The sequence below is a fragment of the Microcoleus sp. K5-D4 genome, assembly GCF_036704575.1.
Classification (GTDB): Bacteria; Cyanobacteriota; Cyanobacteriia; order Cyanobacteriales; family Microcoleaceae; genus Microcoleus.
Map to the genome: position 1 here is coordinate 17645 of NZ_JAUBSD010000074.1, position 20554 is coordinate 38198.

The 20554-nt window shown below is 45.7% G+C and carries 15 protein-coding genes; 9 read left to right on the forward strand and 6 right to left on the reverse strand.

Translation table 11 applies throughout. The annotated features are described in order from the left end of the window. Positions 1-171 precede the first annotated feature (171 nt). Positions 172-4167, reverse strand: coding sequence for a magnesium chelatase subunit H (locus QUA77_RS20920; RefSeq protein WP_333452245.1), 3996 nt, complete (start codon positions 4165-4167; stop codon positions 172-174). A 535-nt stretch (positions 4168-4702) separates the two neighbouring features. On the opposite strand from QUA77_RS20920, the gene QUA77_RS20925 reads away from it, so the two are divergent. The 6 genes from QUA77_RS20925 (at position 4703) to QUA77_RS20950 (ending at position 12316) form a co-directional block, all read left to right on the forward strand. Then, a complete protein-coding gene (locus tag QUA77_RS20925) occupies positions 4703-5686 on the forward strand; it encodes a calcium-binding protein (RefSeq protein ID WP_333063218.1) in 984 nt (327 codons plus the stop codon). A gap of 144 nt (positions 5687-5830) precedes the next feature. After that, positions 5831-6856 (forward strand): calcium-binding protein, encoded by a 1026-nt coding sequence (locus QUA77_RS20930; protein ID WP_333452247.1) that lies wholly within the window; start codon positions 5831-5833, stop codon positions 6854-6856. Positions 6857-7142: 286 nt separating this feature from the next. Further along, entirely contained in the window at positions 7143-8195 is a 1053-nt protein-coding gene (locus tag QUA77_RS20935; RefSeq protein ID WP_333452249.1) for a calcium-binding protein, read from the forward strand. A gap of 119 nt (positions 8196-8314) precedes the next feature. Then, positions 8315-9304: a calcium-binding protein gene (locus QUA77_RS20940; protein ID WP_333452251.1), complete on the forward strand. Its 990-nt coding sequence runs from the start codon at positions 8315-8317 to the stop codon at positions 9302-9304. Positions 9305-9459: 155 nt separating this feature from the next. Beyond that, complete coding sequence (locus tag QUA77_RS20945) at positions 9460-10533, forward strand: calcium-binding protein (protein WP_333452253.1); 1074 nt, start codon at positions 9460-9462, stop codon at positions 10531-10533. Positions 10534-10741: 208 nt separating this feature from the next. Then, complete coding sequence (locus tag QUA77_RS20950) at positions 10742-12316, forward strand: hypothetical protein (protein ID WP_333452256.1); 1575 nt, start codon at positions 10742-10744, stop codon at positions 12314-12316. A gap of 71 nt (positions 12317-12387) precedes the next feature. Here QUA77_RS20950 and QUA77_RS20955 read toward each other — a convergent pair whose 3' ends face one another. Beyond that, complete coding sequence (locus tag QUA77_RS20955) at positions 12388-12864, reverse strand: ankyrin repeat domain-containing protein (protein WP_333452258.1); 477 nt, start codon at positions 12862-12864, stop codon at positions 12388-12390. 36 nt (positions 12865-12900) lie between these two features. On the opposite strand from QUA77_RS20955, the gene QUA77_RS20960 reads away from it, so the two are divergent. Beyond that, the gene (locus QUA77_RS20960; RefSeq protein WP_333452259.1) at positions 12901-14181 is read left to right on the forward strand and encodes a lipid-A-disaccharide synthase; all 1281 of its coding nucleotides are present in this window, start codon (positions 12901-12903) and stop codon (positions 14179-14181) included. A 142-nt stretch (positions 14182-14323) separates the two neighbouring features. Here the strand turns inward: QUA77_RS20960 and QUA77_RS20965 are convergent, their stop codons facing one another. From QUA77_RS20965 to QUA77_RS20975, 3 genes are read right to left on the reverse strand one after another with little or no spacing between them, the layout of a single operon-like run. After that, positions 14324-14494 carry a YqaE/Pmp3 family membrane protein gene (locus tag QUA77_RS20965; RefSeq protein WP_333041499.1) on the reverse strand — a complete coding sequence of 57 codons (171 nt, stop codon included), beginning with the start codon at positions 14492-14494 and terminating at the stop codon, positions 14324-14326. A gap of 39 nt (positions 14495-14533) precedes the next feature. Continuing rightward, a complete protein-coding gene (locus tag QUA77_RS20970; RefSeq protein ID WP_333325201.1) occupies positions 14534-15478 on the reverse strand; it encodes a fused MFS/spermidine synthase in 945 nt (314 codons plus the stop codon). Then, positions 15468-15737, reverse strand: coding sequence for a hypothetical protein (locus QUA77_RS20975; RefSeq protein ID WP_333041501.1), 270 nt, complete (start codon positions 15735-15737; stop codon positions 15468-15470). The genes QUA77_RS20970 and QUA77_RS20975 overlap by 11 nt, the downstream gene beginning before the upstream one ends. A gap of 355 nt (positions 15738-16092) precedes the next feature. Here QUA77_RS20975 and QUA77_RS20980 point away from each other — a divergent pair, with 355 nt between their 5' ends. Both QUA77_RS20980 and priA read left to right on the forward strand, forming a co-directional pair. Next, positions 16093-17163, forward strand: a complete 1071-nt coding sequence (locus QUA77_RS20980; RefSeq protein ID WP_333452261.1) for an ATP-binding protein — start codon at positions 16093-16095, stop codon at positions 17161-17163. Positions 17164-17242: 79 nt separating this feature from the next. Further along, complete coding sequence (priA, locus tag QUA77_RS20985) at positions 17243-19804, forward strand: primosomal protein N' (protein WP_333452263.1); 2562 nt, start codon at positions 17243-17245, stop codon at positions 19802-19804. Between the two features lie 132 nt (positions 19805-19936). Here priA and QUA77_RS20990 read toward each other — a convergent pair whose 3' ends face one another. Then, complete coding sequence (locus QUA77_RS20990; RefSeq protein ID WP_333452265.1) at positions 19937-20464, reverse strand: tetratricopeptide repeat protein; 528 nt, start codon at positions 20462-20464, stop codon at positions 19937-19939. Positions 20465-20554 lie beyond the last annotated feature (90 nt).

Here is a 20554-nt window from a genome sequence, read left to right on the forward strand (position 1 = left end):
TACCGAGAGTTTGTGTAAAGTTTTCCCTACTGATGAAGGTGGTAGGAGTACGGTAATCCCTACTCTTAAGCTATACCAATTCTATTAAATTTATTTACATAAACTTGACCTTTTCAAAACAGTGCAGGGGTATCCGCTACCCCTACACAATTCTAGACTAATTTGGGAACCTTACTCGACCCCCTCAATCCGGTCTTCCACCTCCTGATACAACTCACGCAAGCGATCCAAATTGTTCTCCGAAGTCTCCCAATAACCCCGGCCATTCACCTCAAGCAAAGTGCTGACAATCTTGCGGAACGAATGAGGATTCAAGTTAAGCAAACGCTTCTGCATCTCCTCATCTTGGATAAACGTAGTGTTGACATCCTCATACACCCAATTATCCACAGCGCCCGCCGTCGCACTCCATCCAGTCGTATTCACCAGACGCTTAGAAATCTCCCGCACACCTTCATAACCGTGCGACAACATCCCCTCGTACCACTTCGGATTCAGCAGCTTAGTCCGCGAATCTAAACGCACGGTTTCTGATAGCGTCCGCACCTGCGCGTTGGCTGTGGTTGTATCAGCAACAAAGGATGTCGGTTGCTTCCCATCTGCGCGCAAACTGCCGATCAATTTAGTCGGATCGGAGTCGAAATAGTGCGACACGTCGGTTAGGGAAATCTCGGCAGAATCCAAGTTTTGGAAAGTCACTTCCGCAGTTTTCAAGGATGATTCAAAAATCTTCCGGTCTTGTTCCATTGTTCCGGGATTGTCGGAAGAAAAGGCGAAGGATTTGCGAGTTAAGTACATTTCCTGCAACTCGGCTTCGCTTTCCCAAGTGCTGTTTTCCACCGCCAAGTTGACGTTAGATGAATAGGAACCAGAGGCATTGGAAAATACGCGGGTTGCTGCTTGCCGCAGGTTAATTCCCATTTCTTCCGCTTGCTTCAAGGCGTGTTTGCGGACGAAGTTCATCTCTAACGGTTCGTCGGCTTCCGCTGCCATTTTCACGGCTTTATCTAACAAATTCATTTGGTTGATGAACAAGTCGCGGAATACGCCCGAACAGTTAATTACTACGTCGATCCGAGGGCGTCCCAACTCTTCTAAAGAAAGCAATTCGAGTTTGTTTACCCGGCCCAAAGCATCGGGAACTGGCTTCACTCCCACCATCCACATTACTTGGGCGAGGGATTCGCCGTAAGTTTTGATGTTGTCGGTTCCCCACAACACAACGGCGATCGTTTCTGGGTAATTTCCGCCGTTATCAACGCGCTGTCTTTCTAACAGCCGATCGACTACAAGCTTAGCAGACTTCACCGCCCCCGTTGTAGGGATTGACTGCGGGTCCAAAGCGTGCATATTCTTACCAGTCGGCAAAACATCCGGGTTGCGAATCGGATCGCCACCGGGGCCAGGCAGAACATACTCGCCTTCTAACGCGCGCAACAAAGCGCCCAATTCGTTATCGGCACAAACTTGCTGCAAGCAGAATTCCAGATACTCAAACAGCGGTTTAATCGGTTCAGGATCGATTTTTTTGTAACCAGCGGCGTGCAAGGCTTCAATCCAAGGTGTTTTCTTGCCCATGTTGAAGAAATTCAACTTAGAAACAAGGGAAACTCTGCCCTCAGCGTCGGTTTGTTCCTTCACCAAAGCGCCAACGGCATCCCGACAGGCCAAGGTGATGTTTTGCAGCAATTCGACATCAGCTAAAATGCCTTTGTCGCTGTTGGTGTAAATTTCGCCGATATCGCGTCCGAGACTGTTAGCAATAATCCGCGGCAAGCTGATCAGCCCGTCTTCTTCGCGGTCTAAATTGGCGATATTTACCAAAGTTGCGATCGCCTCTTCCGCAGTCGGTGGCTTACCGATAACGTGCAAACCGCAAGGTAACAACCGCGACTCAATCTCCATCAACTTGCGGTAAACTAAGCCAACTAAATTGTCGCGTTCCTCCGAAGTCATTCCCGCAGCAACCCCTCTTTCTTGTTCGGGAGGTAGGGCGATATCTTTGTCCAAATTCACCAAACGGCATTTTTCGACGATCGCATCAACAATCGGCACACCGCGCCCAGTCTCTTTCAAAGTTTGATAAGAAGCAATTAACTCGCTGAGTTCCTGCAAACCTTTGTACAAACCAGCATTTTCAGCCGGAGGAGTCAGATAGCTGATTGTTTCAGCATAACTGCGGCGCTTGGCAATTGTTGCCTCGCTGGGATTGTTGGCGGCGTAATAATAGATATTGGGAATTTTGCCGATCAAACTGTCGGGATAACAATCCCCAGACATTCCCATCTGCTTACCGGGCATGAATTCTAGGGAACCGTGAGTGCCAAAGTGCAGCACCGCATCCGCACCCCAAATGCGCTCCAAATATGTATAGTAAGCAGCAAAACCGTGGTGCGGGCTGGCGGAACGAGAGAATAACAACCGCATCGGATCGCCTTCATATCCAAAAGTAGGTTGCACTCCGATAAACACATTGCCAAAATGTTTGCCGAAAATCAGCAAATTTTGTCCGTCGCTGTTCAAATGTCCCGGAGGCGGGCCCCAATTTTCTTGCAAGCGTTCCGAGTAAGGAGTGAATTCTTCGTATTCAGCTACGGACATCCGGTAAGCAACATTTAATTCGGGACTTTGGTATTGGGCTGTTGCGTCGTGGATGACTTCTTGCATCAGTTTTTCGGCGGAATCCGGCAATTCTGGCAAGTCGTAACCGTTGCCTTTTAAGGCTTTCAATACTTGGTAAATCGAGCCGAAAACGTCCAAATAAGCGGCTGTTCCGACGTTGCCTTTGTCCGGCGGGAAACTGAAAACTGTGATCGCAACTTTTTTATCTAATTTTGGTTTGCGGCGCAGCATTGCCCATTTCATGGCGCGCTGGGAAATTGCTTCGATTCTATCTTGCAGGGCGATCGCCTTGCCAGTTGCGCCATCTCTTCCCGACAAAATAATCGGTTCGATCGCGCCGTCCAACTCAGGAATGGCAATTTGCAAAGCAACTTGAATCGGGTGCAAGCCTAAATCGCTATTTTCCCACTCTTCCGTCGTTTGGAAAACCAGCGGCAAAGCCACCATGTAAGGGCAATTTAATTTTTTCAAAGTCTCGATCGCCTTCGGGTGATCTTGTTTCGCCGGGCCGCCCACCAGCGCAAAACCAGTCAGAGAAACCACCGCATCAACTATCGGCAGCGGCGCGACACCTTTGGTTCCAACTTCCAAGAAAAAAGTTTCGACTGGTTTCGAGAAGTCCAAACCGCCGGCAAAAATCGGCACCACCCGCGCCCCCATTGCCTCCAATTCCTGCACCATTGCTACGTAGTGCGCGTCATCTCCGGTGACTAAGTGAGTCCGCTGCAACACCAAGCCGATGCAAGGTGCCAGGGGGTCTTTGAGGTCTGCGGAAATATCTTTGCGGGCGTTGTACCAGGTGAGATATCCTTTTACATCCTCAAACATCGACGGTGCCAAAGGATGCCAAATTCCCATATCCGGGTAGACAACGGGCTCTTGAAAAGTTAGCTGTTCCTGGCCTTTGAAGACATATTTATGTGACAGCATCAGCAAGAAGTTTTCCAAGTTTTCTTGGGAACCGCCCAGCCAATACTGGAAACTCAGCATGAAGTTGCGGGCATCTTGGGCTTTGTCAATGGGCAAATATTTCAGCACTTTCGGCAAAGTTTGCAGCAGTTTCAGCATTCCGTCTTGGAAGGAACTCCCGGATTTTTCCTTCCGTTTTTTCATGAATTCGCCGATCGCACTTTTGCTTTGTCCCAACTGTGCCATCGAGAAACTGCCCATTTTATTGAGTCGCATGACCCCAGGCATCGATGGGAAGACGACGGCGACATCCAAGCTGTCGCGCAGCGGTTCCACCGCCGCTACCACTTTTTCGGCTAAATCTTCGATGAAAATTAGAGAAGCAATAAATACATTGGCATCCGCCACATCCCGCTTGAAGGCCTCGTAATTTTCCGGGCTGCGGAGTTCCTCGATTAGGTAGCCGCTGATTTCTATTGCCAAATTCGGATTTTTCTGGTTTATCGATCGAACCGCTGCGGACAGGGCGCTTTGATACTGCGGTTCCAGTACGACATAGACCACCTTCATGAGCGATCGCCCCTGCAAGTTTTCCGGCACAACGTGGCGAATGGTGGGCTTGACGTGAGTGAACATCCGGTTAGGCTCCTTTAAGATGCTGTTTTCGGGAATCGGGAATTTTTTTATCCCATAAGCATTTTTACCAGAAAACGCTTGCCATTAGGCGATTTGAGCCTGCACATGACACAATTCGACAAATTTAGGTCAGATTTTCGTTACATTTTTTTATAAATTCCTTGAGCAAATACTCCAGTTTTTATTTACAAAAATTTACTTGACATATTAGTTGTTATATGTATAGGATTAATGAGTTGGATAAAAATAATTAAAAATTACCCAACAATTGAGAAAAAAATCCTGAAAAAAGTTCCAAGTTTTGTAGAATTGATCAAACTGACGATCGAGCAATTAACTGAGGGGAAAAAGGCATAATTTCTGAAAGCAGAATGTAGCCTTGCGATAATTGCTGCGTCATCAAGATTGACATTTTACCAGGAATTTAAAACCATTTCGTAACGTCTGTTTTGTGTAAATTCCTGATCGGCGATCGAGTTCAAGGAAAACTAATTGCTATAGAATCTCAAACTCATCCAAACTTGAAGGAAAAAACATGGCTAACTACGCAATTTTCGACGAACAATTCTACCTCGCCTCATATCCTTGGATCAAACCAGCTATTGACGCAAGAGTCATTTCATCTGGAAGAGAACACTTTGAAAAATTCGGGCGAGAAGGCGGTCTAACTAATGTATCGCGTTATTTTGACGAAAATGCTTACCTTGCTGGGAATCCAGATCTCGCACCTTTCGTCCGCACAGTCAACCCAAACGCGCCTTTTGCGACCGGCCTCGATCACTTTATCCAGTTCGGTTACGATGAAGGACAGCGCCGCACCCAAGTATCACCCGAATACAACGAAACCTTTTATTTAGCAAACAACTCTGAACTCCAACCGTTCATTCAGAACGGAACTTTCAAATCAGGGTACCAGCATTTCGTTCAATTCGGGGCAAAAGAAGGTCGTTTCGGAACTTCATTTTTTGAACCGGAATACTTAAAAGAAAACCCCGACATCGTGCCGTTTGTCAACTCTGGAAACTTGAAAACAGGCCGCGAACACTTTTTCAATTTCGGGCAATTTGAGCCGGCCCGCGACGCGACTTTTGTCGGCACCCGTACCAACGATGTTTTAACTGGTGTTGGCGTGGGCGATGTCGAACTTGTGGGAGTGGAAGTAGGTATAGATCCCCAAGGCAACCGCCAGTATGAAAGCTTTGGCACCAATGAATTCGATGTCTTGATTGGTGCTCCGGGAACCAATACATTCGTACTCGGAGTTCCTGCTACAGCCGGGAATGTCACCCCGACACCGCTGTATTTAGGTAACGGTCAAGCTACGATTCGCAACTTCGACATAGAAAGCGATTTTATCCAACTGCAAGGAACTTCTTTAAACGGCTACAATCTGATTCCCATTGGCAGCAATTTGTCAATCCAGCGTTTTGGAGATGTGCTCGGCGTGATTGAAGGAGGAGCAAGCTTGGGTTTAACTTTCCAAGAATCTAACGGTAATGGTACTTTCTTGATTGGATAGTCATTGGTCATTGGTCATTGCTGATTGGTCATTAGTCATTAGTCATTAGTCATTAGCTAATGCTGATGATTAATGATTTTTTATTGGCGGTGGGCGATGGTTCTATAAAAAAGTACGATCGCACTTTACTTTAAACAGCCAACTATGAATTACGATATCTTCGACGAACAATACTACCTTTCGCAATATCCGTGGCTGAAACCAGCCATTGATGCAGGCATCATCAAATCTGGAAGAGAACACTTTGAAAAATTTGGTCAAGCCGCCGGCCTCACGAAAATATCCCGGTATTTTGACGAAGATACTTACCTTGAGGGAAATCCAGACCTTAAACCATTTGTCCGCACTCCCAACAATCCAAACGCGCCTTTTGCGACCGGACTAGACCACTTTATCCAATACGGTTACGAAGAGGGTCGCACTCGCGTATCGCCTGAGTATGACGAAGGTTTTTATGTAGGAACTAACCAAGATTTGCAGCCGTTTATTCAGAATGGAACCTTTAAAAATGGCTACCAGCATTTCATTCAATTCGGTGCCAAAGACGGTCGGTTGCCTACTTCTTTCTTGGAACAGGGATACTTAGGGAACAACCCCGACATTGGGCAGTTTGTCGAATCTGGAACCTTGAAAACTGGTCGGGAACACTACTTCAAGTTTGGACAATTTGAGCCAAGCCGCTCTGCGACTTTTGTGGGAACTTCTGGCAATGACATCCTCACCGGTTCCGGGGCGGGGAATGTGGAATTAATTGGAGTTGACGTAGAAGCCCCTAACGGTCTCCGACGATATGAAAGTGACGGCAGCAATGAATTCGATACTCTCACTGGCGGTAGCGGCCCCGATAAATTCGTGCTTGGTGACATTGTTGGCTTCAGGGGAGGAACCCTTTCATCCAGACAGTTCTACATTGGCGCAGGTTTTGCTACAATTCGGAACTTTACTCAAGGCCAGGATATCATCCAGATAGGGATTCCCTTAGATCAATTATTGGTGTTTCCAATCAACAATAATCGAGACTTAGCTATCCAAACCAATGGCTTTCCCGCAGTTGAAAATGGAGTTTTCACAGCCAGTCGCTTTGACACAATCGCTGTTGTTGAAGGTAGTGGCAATCTCAATTTGAATCTATTACCAGGATCTAGTATTATTAGATCTTTTCTTGGGTAGAAATATCGCAGCTATAGATGGTTTGCCTTAGTTCATCATGGGGAGAATTATTAATTAAACAATCGGTAAATACAATTTACACAACTCAGGGCAAAGCAACTATAAATCTGCCAACAATTGGGACAAAAACTCCATTTATCGATCCAGTATGTCTCACTTTACTCGGCTAGAAAGCATAGAGATTAAGTGAGATTTGATTGGTAAAATCACCCAATCAAATAATTGTCTCAGTTCGCGATTATTGAGAAATTGCATAAATACCTCATTAAAGCCACAGGAGGAAAACATGGCTAGTTACGCAATTTTTGACGAACAATACTACCTTTCGCAATATCCGTGGCTGAAACCAGCCATTGATATAGGAATCATCAAATCAGGAAGAGAACACTTTGAAAAATTTGGTCAAGCCGCCGGCCTCACAAAAATATCGCGATATTTTGACGAAGATACATATCTAGCTCAAAATCAAGATATTGCACCCTTTGTTCGCACAGCCAACAACCAAAACCGACCCTTTGCTTCAGGTTTAGACCACTTTATCCAGTTTGGTTACGAAGAAGGCCGCACGCGAGTATCGCCTGACTACGACGAAGTTTTTTATTTAAAGCGCCACCCCGAAATAACTCCCTTCGTGCAGAACGGAATTTTTAAATCCGGCTTTCAACACTTTATCCAATTCGGAAAAACAGAAGGTAGGTACGGGACAAGTTTCTTTGAACCACGTTACTTGGGAGATAACCCAGATGTGGCGGCAGTTTTGGAGGCTGGAAGTTTAAAAACTGGTCGAGAACACTATCTAAAATTTGGGCAATTTGAGTCAAATCGATACGGATTTTTTACAGGAACCAACGGTAATGATATCGTCACGGGATTTACAGCGGGAAAAAATCAAATTATCGGACTGCAAGTAGCTTTCGCCGGCCCTAATCCACCTTTTGGCATTAATAAGAATAAGTATGACGCTTTGAAATTGGATGACATCACGAGAGAGCCTTTTCTGACTACCACTGAATTCGATACATTGATTGGCACTTCTGGCATTGATTACTTCGTGCTCGGAGATGCTGTTCCCAACAACCGACGTAGTTTGATCAGCCGGGTAGATTTCTATACGGGCAGTGGGGAGGCCAGGATTGTCAATTTTGAAAAAGGAAAAGATTTTATTCAGTTGGTGGAAAGCTTTAATGAACTGAATATATTTCCATCAGGGGCGGACTTATTAATTCAAAAATCGGGAGATACACTTGCCAGAATTCAGGGCGGATCAAATCTAACTCTGCAACCGATTGAGATGATAAATCCATTTATTCCTCCAGTCGGTCTCACTTTCCTGGGCTAGAAAGCATAGAGATTAAGTGAGATTTGACTGTTGGCAAAAATCAGCCGATCGAATATTGTGTCAGTTCCAGATAAGTGATAAAGTGCGTAAAAAGCTCATTAATACCGCCAGATAAAAACATGGCTAGTTACGCAATTTTTGACGAAAAATACTACCTTGCTCAATATCCTTGGGTCAAACCAGCCATTGATGCAGGAGTTATCAAATCGGGACTAGAACACTTTCAAAAATTCGGTGAAGCAGGGGGCTTAACCAAAGTATCGCGCTATTTTGACGAAGCTACTTACCTCGCTGGCAACCCAGATATCGCTGCTTTAGTCCGCACCTCCAACAACCCAAACGCCCCTTTTGCTACAGGGCTAGACCACTTTATCCAATACGGTTACGAAGAGGGTCGCACTCGCGTCTCGCTTGAGTATGACGAAACTTTTTATTTAGCAAACAACTCAGAACTGCGATCTTTCGTTCAGAACGGAACTTTCAAATCAGGCTACCAGCATTTCATTCAATTCGGAATCAAAGACGGTCGTTTTGGGACTTCATTTTTTGAACCGGAATACTTAAGGAACAACCCCGACATTGTGCCGTTGGTCAACTCTGGAGCCTTGAAAACCGGTCGGGAACACTACTTCAATTTCGGAAAAAACGAGCCAAACCGATCCGCTACTTTTGTCGGAACTTCCGGAAATGACATCCTCACAGGCGTTGGTGTGGGGAATACCGAACTGATTGGAGTTGAAGTAGGTATCGATCCCCAAGGCAATCGGCAGTATGAAAGCTTTGGAAGTGATGAATCTGATGTCCTGATCGGCGGCCCTGGGAAAGATACATTCGTACTCGGAGTTCCTGCTACCTCCGGTACTCCCACATCCCGTAGCCTCTATGCGGGTATCCCCGGTATAGTTACAATTCGGAACTTTGATAAAGACAATGACAAGATCCAGTTGGCAGGCTCACCCGCTACCTACAGAACAAGTGGTGGTGGTAACGAGTTGTTAATCCTAAGCCCAGGATCTGAGACAATTGGTAGGATTGAGGGGGGAGGAGATTTAGTCGTGTCTACAATTCAGCAAAACGGGAACGACACTTTCTACTTATTCCTTAAATAACCGGAACCTCGGTTATCTCTTTCTCAATTAACATGGTAGGTGCGTTAATAACGCACCCTACTGAACTTGGGAAAAATCACCCTATCGGGTATTGTGTCAGTTCTTGATGATTGATAAATTGCATAAACAGCTCATTAAAGCCGCAGTCGAAAAACATGGCTAGTTACGCAATTTTTGACGAAAAATACTATCTTGCTCAATATCCTTGGGTCAAACCAGCCATTGATGCAGGAGTCATCAAATCGGGATTAGAACACTTTGAAAAATTCGGTCAAGCCGGCGGCTTAACTAAAGTATCGCGGTATTTTGACGAAGCTACTTACCTCGCTGGCAACCCAGATATCGCTGCCTTAGTCCGCACCCCCAACAACCCAAATGCACCTTTTGCGACTGGCCTAGACCACTTTATCCAATACGGTTACGAAGAAGGTCGCACTCGCGTATCGCCTGAGTATGACGAAGCGTTTTATCTCGCAAATAACCTACAGTTGCAGCCGTTTATTCAGAATGGAACTTTTAAAAACGGCTACCAGCATTTCATTGAATTCGGCATCAAAGACGGTCAGTTTGGGACTTCATTTTTTGAAACGGAATACTTACTGAAAAACCCCGATATTGTGCCGTTTGTTAACTCTGGAGCCTTGAAAACAGGTCGCGAACACTACTTCAATTTCGGAACTTCCGATCCCAACCGCTCTGCGACTTTTATCGGAACTTCTGGAAATGACATCATTACCGGTGCTGGGGTGGGAAATACCGAATTAATTGGAGTTGAAGTAGGTTATGTTGCAAACAGTGATGGCTTTTCCATCCCCGGCCGAAATTATGAAAGTGAGGGCAGTAATGAATTCGATACTCTCACTGGCGGTAGCGGCCGCGATCGATTCATGCTCGGAGACGTTTTAGTAGGCAGTGGTGGTAAGGGATACAGTTCCCCAACAAAGTTATATATCGGGCCTGGTTTTGCTACAATTCGGAACTTTACCCAAGGTCAGGATACCATTCAGCTAGCAACAAGCGATATCCAACCTTCTTTAGATAAATTCTTGATATTTCCCATCAACAACAATCGAGATTTAGCTATCCAAACGAACGGCTTGTTCGTTTACTTTCCAGATGGAACTTCGGGAATTAGTAGCTTTGACACGATCGCTGTTATTGAAGGCGGCGGAAATCTCAAGTTGAATTTATTACCAGAATCTAGAGCTAATCTACCTTTACTTAGCTAGAAATCTCGAAGCTATTGGGGATTTGCCTGATTGCTGCTGGGGAGTGCGATCGCACATTCGCAAAAAGGGCGATCGTACTTTTGTGTTTGCCTTAAAAATAATAAAACAGGCTTAACAATAATTAACTTGACATACTGAGTTAGTAGAGTTAGTTATAGTGGATCAAGTTTAACCGACAAGTAAGCAGACTAAGCTTGGAGAAAAACTTATGACTAACTATGACATTTTTGACGAAACATACTACCTTTCGCAATATCCTTGGGTGAAACCAGCTATTGATGCAGGAATTATAAAATCCGGCAGAGAACACTTTGAAAAGTTCGGTCAAGCCGGCGGTCTGAGCAAAGTATCGCGGTACTTTGACGAAGAAAACTATCTATCTCAAAATCCAGATATTGCTCGCTTGGTTCGCACCCCAAACAATCCAAATGCGCCTTTTGCCTCTGGTTTAGACCACTTTATCCAGTTTGGTTATGATGAAGGCCGAACCCAAGTATCGCCTGACTATGACGAAGCATTTTATTTAAAACGATACCCCGTACTTGTGCCGTTTGTACAGAACGGCACTTTCAAATCGGGCTTGGAACACTTTATCAAATTCGGAGTTCAAGAAGGTCTTTATGCGAACACCTTTTTTGAACCCGAATACTTGCTGAAAAACCCCGATGTAGCAGCAGCAGTCAAGGCGGGAGTTTTCAAAACAGGTGGGGAACACTACCGAAAATTTGGACAATTTGAGCCAGCGCGATCGGCTACATTTGTCGGGACTAAAGACACTGACATTGTAACGGGATTTGGTGTAGGAAAAGTTGAAATCACTGGCGTTGAAGTATCTTTAGATGCAGCGGGAAATAGAGTTTATGAAAACAGACCCTTTCCTAACGATCGCGATACGCTCATTGGCGGTCAAGGTAGTGATACTTTCGTTCTCGGTGTGAAGGGGAATCTATTCTACAGGTCGTATATCGTCGCCAGTGGCGCAGCTACGATTAAAAACTTTGACCCGCAAGCCGATAAGATCCGCCTAGCGAGAACGCGAGGCGAGTACAATTATCAGTTTAACGCTTCTGGAAATTTTCAGATTGAGCAACCACCAAGCTCTAGGATTGTCCCAGTCGTTGCTGTAGTCGAGGGTGTTGGATATATGCCATTTCTAGGAAATGAGGAACCTAATTTCTTGATTTTCGATCGAGTGGCTGTATTGGATAACTTTTGGGAAGTTGGATATTTAGCAAACAATCCCGATGTTGATGCGGCTGTTCAAGCAGGAAGTTTTGCTTCAGGTCTCGATCAGTATACAAAAGTTGGGCAATTTGAAACAAATCGCTCTGCAACTTTTGTCGGGACTTCTGGGAATGATGTTGTGACTGCTTTTGGCAAGGGAAAATCGACAGTTATTGGAGTTGACTTTGAGGGCCGTTATTTGAGCTCCGGCAGCAACGAATTTGATACCTTGATTGGCAGCGAAGGTGCTGATACTTTTATTTTGGCTCATAACATTCTTTCGCGACCGAGCGCTGGTAGCTACACTGACATAAGTGATGTATTGTATTATGGTCCGGGGGAGGCTCGCATTCGTGACTTCAACCCCGATCGGGGAGATACTCTTCAGCTAGCAGGAAAACTGGATTACTATCAAATATCTCCAGTGGGTGCAGATTTAGTCATCTCACTACGAGGAGATAGAATTGCAATTCTTGAGGGAGGTGCGGACTTAAATTTGAGACAACTGACATTTCCTAACGCTGATTTTGGGAATATCAATCCTTTCTTGCTAGGCTAGAAAGCTATTAATATTAATGAGAAACCCGATCGAACCAAGCAACCGGGTTTCTCAAAAATTTAGCCCGACAATTAAGCCCGATCGCGCCCTAGCTTCAAAAGCTCAACCGCATCTTTGTGGCCCTCCGAAGACGCCCAAATTAACGCAGTCCAAGTATTATTATCCTTAGCTTTGATATCAGCTCCTTTATCAATTAAAAATTCCACAACTTGAGTGCGCCCGCTACCTGCTGCACTCATCAAAGCCGTCAAACCAAAATTAGTTTTAGCATTCACATCCGCCCCCGCCTCCAGCAAAAGCTGTACAATCTCCGTATGTCCGGCAGCAGCGGCACTCATTAACGGCGTCCACCCGTCATTATCGTGACTGTTGACATCCGCACCAGCCGCCAGCAATTTGTTGACGATCGCCGAATTGCCAGCCTCAGCCGCAGCCGTCAAAGCCGTGGCACCTTCCTCATCTTTGGCATTGATATCTGCACGCTGTTCGATCGCACTTTCTACAGCCGCAACATCACCCGTCTTGACGGCATCAATTAAATCTGTCATAAATTCTCCCTTGTATCCTCTCAAATATTAAATCCTATGACAGTCGATATTTTAATCCTCTCCAACGGCCCCGGAGAATTGGCAACTTGGGTGCGTCCCGCCGTGCAAGCTTTGCGCGAACAATTGGGAAACGCGGGCACTCAAGCGCGAATCTCTGTGGTGCTGTCCCCCTGTCCGCACGCCACCGGGAAAGAAGCAGAAATAGCCTGTTCCTACCCAGAAGTGGACAGAGTGCAAGCACCGGAGCATTTTTTTCCATTCCTATTATCTGGCAAAACTGCTGAAAATTGGGATTGGCACGAAACAGGAGTTGTTTTATTTTTAGGCGGCGATCAATTTTTTACGGTTGTTATTGGCAAAAGGCTCAAATATCGCACTGTTATTTATGCTGAATGGGACGCACGGTGGTATCGCTGGATTGATAAATTTGCGGCGATGAAACCGGAAGTTTTTGCTAAAATTCCCCAAAAATATGCTAAGAAATTTACAGTTGTCGGAGATTTGATCGCCGAAGTAGGGAACGGGAAATCCGGCAGGGCGGGCACGGGGACACCGCCCCTACGGACAATAGAATTAATTGGATTGTTGCCCGGTTCTAAAGCGGCCAAATTAGCTTTAGGTGTACCGTTATGTTTGTCGATCGCCCAATCCATCCACCGCCTCCGCCCTGAAACTCGCTTTGTAATTCCCGTTGCTCCTACCATAGATGTGCAAACTTTAGCAGGTTTTGCCGACCCCAAACAAAATCCTTGCCTGCATTTATTTGAAAACGCCAGCGCCGAACTTCATTTAACAGAACGGGCGTTTTTGCAGACAGCAAATAACTTACAAGTAGAACTTTGGACGCAGACGCCCGCTTACGATTTGCTATCAGAATGCAGCCTGTGTTTAACTACTGTGGGAGCGAATACTGCCGAATTGGGTTCGTTAGCCGTACCGATGATTGTTTTGATTCCGACGCAGCAATTGGATGCGATGAAAGCTTGGGACGGATTGCCGGGATTGCTGGCAAATTTGCCGTTAGTCGGTTCAGTTTTTGCGACGGTGATTAATTGGCTAATCTGGCAATTGGGAAAGGGAAAGCTTTATGCTTGGCCGAATATTTGGGCACAGGAGGAGATTGTGCCGGAGTTAATTGGGAAGCTGGAACCCGATGCTGTTGCTCAATTGGCGATCGACTATTTGAGCCATCCTAATAAATTAGCACAAATGGGCGATCGTTTACGTGCGGTTCGAGGAGAATCGGGGGCGGCGAAAAAAATTGCTGAATTGGTTTGTGAAGAAATTGAGGTGCAATCAAATTCTGATAAGAATTAGATTTTTTTATTTTTAACCGCAGATGTCGGCAGATAAACGCGGATGAACGCAGATTTAATACAGATTAATTGGTGGAAACAGGCAAAAGAAAACTTATTTTCTCTTGCCTGTTTATTATCCCAAAACTGGATTTGATCTCAAGTTAAGCTCGATCGTGCTTAGCAATCACCCAAACAGCGTGAATGATGCCGGGAATAAAGCCCAAAAACGTGAGAACCAGGTTGATCCAAAAATCAGTACCGATGCCTACAGTCAAAAATACGCCCAGAGGGGGAAGAAAAATTGCAGCGACTATGCGAATTAAATTGTCCATCTCAGTTACTCCAAACGAGTTTTCTCTTTCAATTTAACTTCACTGACCAACCGAACCTTTCCCGAAAAACTTAGGCGGTGCGGCCATAGTGTAAACTTCGGTTTCAGCGGCGATTACCTGTCGTAAGTGACCGGGAAGCTGCATCAACCCCAACAGTGTAATTCCGTCGAACATCCGCAACCCGCCAGTTGTTTTCTCGGCGAGTAATTTGTCAGTAACTGTGGGTTCGGGCCGCGTATTTATTTCTTGATTAGAAGCTATCGCAAAACCCCAAGGAGCTCCGTAAGTAGAAATAAAGCTGGTGCAGGATTGAACATTGGAGAAAACAGATTTCAGGGTATTCACAATGCGAGCGTGCATTTTCATTTCTGCCGGAGAAACGGGGCCCGCTTGCACTACGAAATATCCGTTAGGTGACATTACGCTGCGAACTTTCTCAAAATACTCCTTGGTAAACAACTGGAAAGATGGGCCTTCTTCAATGGGATCGGACAAGTCAGAAATGACAATATCCCAATCATTGTCAGTTTTATCTAAATAGTCCAAAGCATCGCCGATTACTACTTCGCAGCGGGGGTCATCAAAGGCATTTTGGTGCATTTCGGGCAGGTGTTCGCGGCAAGCTTCTACTACTTCGCCGTCAATGTCGATCATCACGACTTTTTCAACTGTTTTCCAGCGCAGCACTTCTCTAATTGTAGCTCCTTCTCCGCCGCCAAGAACGAGGACTTTTTTGGGTGAACCGTGACAAATCATGGCTGGGTGCACCAGGGGTTCGTGGTACAGAAACTCATCGCCTGTACAAGATTGCCACTTACCGTCCAAAACTAAGCCTTTGCCGTAAGTACCGGTCTGAACGACATACATTTCTTGATAGGCTGTTTTCTTGTAAGCGAGCACCGCGATGACGCCGTGAACGTAAATATCCCAAGGGGTAATGTACTCGCTCATCCAAAAATCGGCACGAACTTCGCTACCTGACATCAATTACTCTCCAAATATAAACGGCTGTGTCGATGTTGTCACAAGTAGTAGTTATTAGCACAAAATGGTGCGGGTGTGTGAGTACGATCGACACATTAAAGTGAGATTTCTCAGCAATGCTATAGTGTGATTGCGTTCTGGGAGAGAGCAACGAGCTTGTTACTTGAGATTGCTTGTGCGCGATCGCGCGCCCAGTCGATCGCACTTTTCCCGTCGCCCCCGGTCGATCGCACTCACATTTAATATTTTCGCTTTGCATTGCCGACGGGTTTTGTACAAAGGTTGTCTGAATCGGGCAATTTTTCGCGATGGACCCGCCTTTATCAGTTTGCGATCGCCCTGCTTATTTACCAATAATCGGATGAAAACCCTGCAAATGCGAGAGTTATGAATAAAAGTAGCGATCGGTTTTAACCAGATTTGTTATTAATATGTTGACATTCTGAAGGTATCTTAGATAAGATTTTTAGATCGACCAAAATAAAGGAACTGTTAAAATTTTCGGACACAATTGGCGAGGCGATGTGTTCCAAAATTGTAACTAGGTAAAGGGTGCAACTAAATTTTCTAATAAAACTGTTATGACACTATTTAGAGTTTCAAAATAATAGCCGATGGAACCAAGAGACTGGGAAAAAAGAATCAAAGAGCTGGAAAAGGAAAATCGACTACTGCGGGAAAAACTCGAAAATTCGGAAACCGAACGCAGCAAATTACAAGCCCTTAATCAAAAAAAAGAATCTTTGCTAAAAAAGCTCACAGAGGAATTTAGAGATTCCGAAAATATTTTAAAAGCAAGAATGTCTACACTAGAAAAAGCTCTGGAAAATCAGCAAACAACGCAGCTCAAATTGATCGAAGCCGAAAAAATGTCGGCTTTGGGAATTTTGGTAGCTGGTATCGCCCACGAAATCAACAATCCCGTCAACTTCATCTACGGCAATATTACCTATGTCAATGACTATGCAGGCGACATTTTAAAATTGCTCGCAATGTACCAGGATCGTTATCCCGAAATAGATGCAGAGATTGAAGCTTTTCTGGAAAAAATTGACATCGACTTTTTGCGCGAAGATTTGTTGAAAACTCTTTCGTCAATGAAACTTGGCTCCGAGCGCATCCGCGAAATAGTGCTGACTTTACGCAACTTTGCGCGGGTAGATGAAGGTGAAAAGAAACCCGTTAACATTCACGAAGGAATTGACAGCACCTTGTTAATTTTGCAGCATTTAATTAAAGAAAAACCAGGTCATTCGGCTATAAAAATTATTAAAAATTATGGATCTTTGCCCAAGGTAGAGTGTTATGCTGGGCAATTAAATCAGGTATTCATGAACATCATTAATAATGCTGTTGATGCCCTGCGGGAGCGAGAGCAAAAGTCTTCACTGGACGAGATAGAAGCCAACCCTATACAGATGACCATTACTACTTCTATTCTTTCCCAAAATTGGGCAAGAATTAGCATCAAAGATAATGGTCTGGGAATGAATGAATCTGTAAAAGCGAAAATTTTCGACCCGTTTTTCACCACCAAACCAGTTGGTCACGGGACGGGTTTGGGACTGTCAATTAGCTATCAGATTGTTGTGGACAAACACGGCGGGAGGTTGGAGTGCATCTCCGCAATTGGAGAAGGGACTGAATTCGCGATCGAGATTCCGATCGCCAATTCCCGCAGCTAAGATCGATCGATCGAGCTAAACTGAGGGATAATGAAAACTCCCTTTGACCGCGGCTCCTCCTAGTTTGATGTGCAACCCTATGTCTACTGTCACTTTTGGTTTGTCAACCCCTATAGCGGCAGAGGCCGGGGCATCCTACGGCAGCAGCGAACCGCCACAGCGCCCCACCGTGCGGGCAGAGTGGATCGAGGTATTGGTGGACTCTCCTTTCAGGGTTGCGGGGGACTCCCCAGGGGAGGAAAACAAGTTATTTACCTATCGTTTACCTGCGGAACTTACCGTGCAACCAGGGGATATTTTGAGTGTACCCTTTGGCAGTCAACAGGTAGGGGCGATCGCGATTCGGTTCATTTCTCAACTGCCGCCAGACTTAGATCCGGCACGGGTTAAAGATGTCGAAGATGTTGTCAGTACGGGATTTTTCCCACCGACTTACTGGGAATTACTCGAACGTACTGCCACCTATTATTGCACACCTTTAATTCAAGTGATTAGAGCCTCCCTGCCGCCCGGTTTGTTAAGCCGTTCCGTGCGCCGAATTCGCTTAATTAAGAACGCAATTTCTCCGAATGCCGAAACATTCCTCAATCCCGCAGCAAGTCAAATTTTGCAATTGCTGCAAGCTCAAAAAAACGGCGATTACACTTGGCAATATCTCCAGCGCCAAGTTAAGGGAAGTTATCGGGGATTGAAAGATTTATTGAAACGCGGTTGGGTAGAAAGTTATTTAGAACCTCCCAATCCTCCAAAACCACAACTCAAACCTGCAGTGACATTAATTGCTAGTGCATTTGTCACAGATTTAACCAAGCGGCAACAAGAAGTATTGGAAGTTTTGCGGCGCGGCGGCGGTGAAATGTGGCTGAATGATTTGTTGAGAATTTGCAGCGCGAGTTCTTCTGTTGTCAAAAATTTGGAACAAAAAGGTAGCGTTGTTATCGATCAAAGGGAAGTGCTCAGGGGCGATCGCGGAATTTCTCAATTGCCAGATGTACCAAAAACTTTAACTCATTTTCAAGCTCAAGCCTTAGCGTTTATTAACTCTTTTTCGGGATTTCGTCAAGTGCTGCTGCATGGCGTTACAGGTTCCGGGAAAACGGAAGTGTATTTGCAGGCGATCGCCCCAATCTTAGCCAGCGGCAAATCCGCCCTCGTACTCGTTCCCGAAATCGGTTTGACACCGCAACTTACCGATCGATTCCGCGCCCGTTTTGGCGAGCAAATTTGCGTCTACCACAGCGCCCTATCCGACGGCGAACGTTACGATACATGGCGTCAGATGCTGACTGGAACCCCGCAAATTGTCATCGGCACGCGATCGGCCATTTTTGCTCCTTTACCTCACCTCGGCTTAATTATCCTCGATGAAGAACACGACAGCAGCTTCAAACAAGACCAACCAGCCCCCTGCTACCACGCCCGCACCGTTGCCAAATGGCGCGCCGAATTAGAAAATTGTCCCTTAATTTTAGGTTCTGCAACGCCAGCTTTAGAGACTTTTGTGGGGACGCGCCGAGATTATTACTCGTTACCAACTATCCATTATTTATCATTGCCCGATCGCATTTATTCCCGCCCGATGCCGCCTGTGGAAATAGTTGATATGCGCCAAGAATTGCGGCAAGGAAACCGCTCAATTTTCAGCGCTTCCCTGCAAAATGCCCTCGAACAATTGCGAGGAAGACAACAGCAAGGTATTCTATTTATTCACAGAAGAGGACACAGTACCTTTGTCTCTTGTCGGAGTTGCGGGTATGTGATGGAATGCCCGAATTGCGATGTTTCGCTTTCTTATCACCACGTAGGCGAAGCAACCGCAGAAGTGTTGCGGTGTCACTACTGCAACCACACGGAAAGACACCCCCAAAACTGCCCGGAATGCAGTTCTCCTTACTTCAAAAACTTTGGTAGCGGCACTCAGCGAGTAGAACAGGAATTAACGAGATTATTTCCCGAATTGCGGGCAATTCGGTTTGACAGCGATACGACTAGAAATAAGGGGGATCACCGCAGATTGTTAACGCAATTTGCTAATGGGGAAGCTGACATTTTGTTGGGTACGCAAATGCTGACGAAAGGGCTAGATTTAGCTGGAGTAACATTGGTGGGAGTTGTGTCTGCTGACGGGTTGCTGAACTTATCGGATTATCGGGCAAGCGAACGAGCTTTTCAAACATTAACTCAAGTCGCGGGACGTGCAGGCAGAGGTGACGATCCGGGGCGGGTAATTATTCAAACTTACACTCCCGAACACCGGGTAATTCAAGCAGTTAGGCGGCACGAATATGCAGATTTTGTGGAAACAGAATTAGCAGAAAGAGCGGCCCTGAATTATCCACCTTCGGGGCGGCTGATTTTGTTGCGGTTGAGCAGTGTAGATGCGGCGGAAGTTGCGGTGACTGCGGTACAATTGGCGTCTGTTTGTCAGGAGTATATTGAGCGATTGTCTGTACCGGGGTGTGAGTTGTTAGGGCCTGCACCTGCCGCGATTATGCGGGTTGCAAATCGGTATCGGTGGCAGATTTTGCTGAAGTTGCCTTTGGATGAGTCGGTGGATTTGTCGGATTTGATCGGATTGCGCGATCGCACGCCGCGTTCTGTTAGTTTAACTATTGATGTCGATCCGTTGAATTTTGGTTGATTGGTTGTGGAGAAATACGATCGGGTACAGGAGAGGGCGGGTACGGGGGCATCGCCCCTACGATTATTTTGGGGTAGGGAAACGGCATTGCCGTGTCCTCCGTTATATCAATTCCGGTTGCATTGGAATGATTTAACCGCAGAGAACGCAGAGAACGCAGAGAACGCAGAGGAAGAGAAGAGAAAGATGAATAATTCGGATAAAGGGCGGATTTGATATTACTTGAAAATCCGGGTTGTGCCATTCTCTCTCGATTCTTTCTAAGTCTTTAGTGGCTGCCAATTGTTGAAAAATTTGATGAGCTGTGTTGTAATTTTGTTGGGCAAGTCCTAGGTTGTTACGCTTTTGCCAAACTTGAGCGATCCGAAAACTAGCTTGAGCCATCAAATAAGTTTCTCCTAATTGTTGAAATCTTTTTAAAGCATCAGTTAACAACTGTTCTGCTCCATCTAAATTGCCTCTGCCTAATTCAACTTCTCCCAAACAACCCATCGAAGTTGCTATACCAGAGCGATCGCCCAATTCTGTCTTAACTTCCAAACATTGCCGATACAATCTCTCAGCTTCATCCCAATTGCCGCGACATTTCTCGATATCTCCCAATACTGCCCAACTACTTGCCATACCAGAGCGATCGCCCAATTCAGTCCTTAATTCCAAACATGGGCGGTACCTGGGGGGGTGACAACCCACCCAAAACCCATAGCTAGTAAGGATTGAGCCAACTTGTGGTAAAAAAAGATAGGCAGC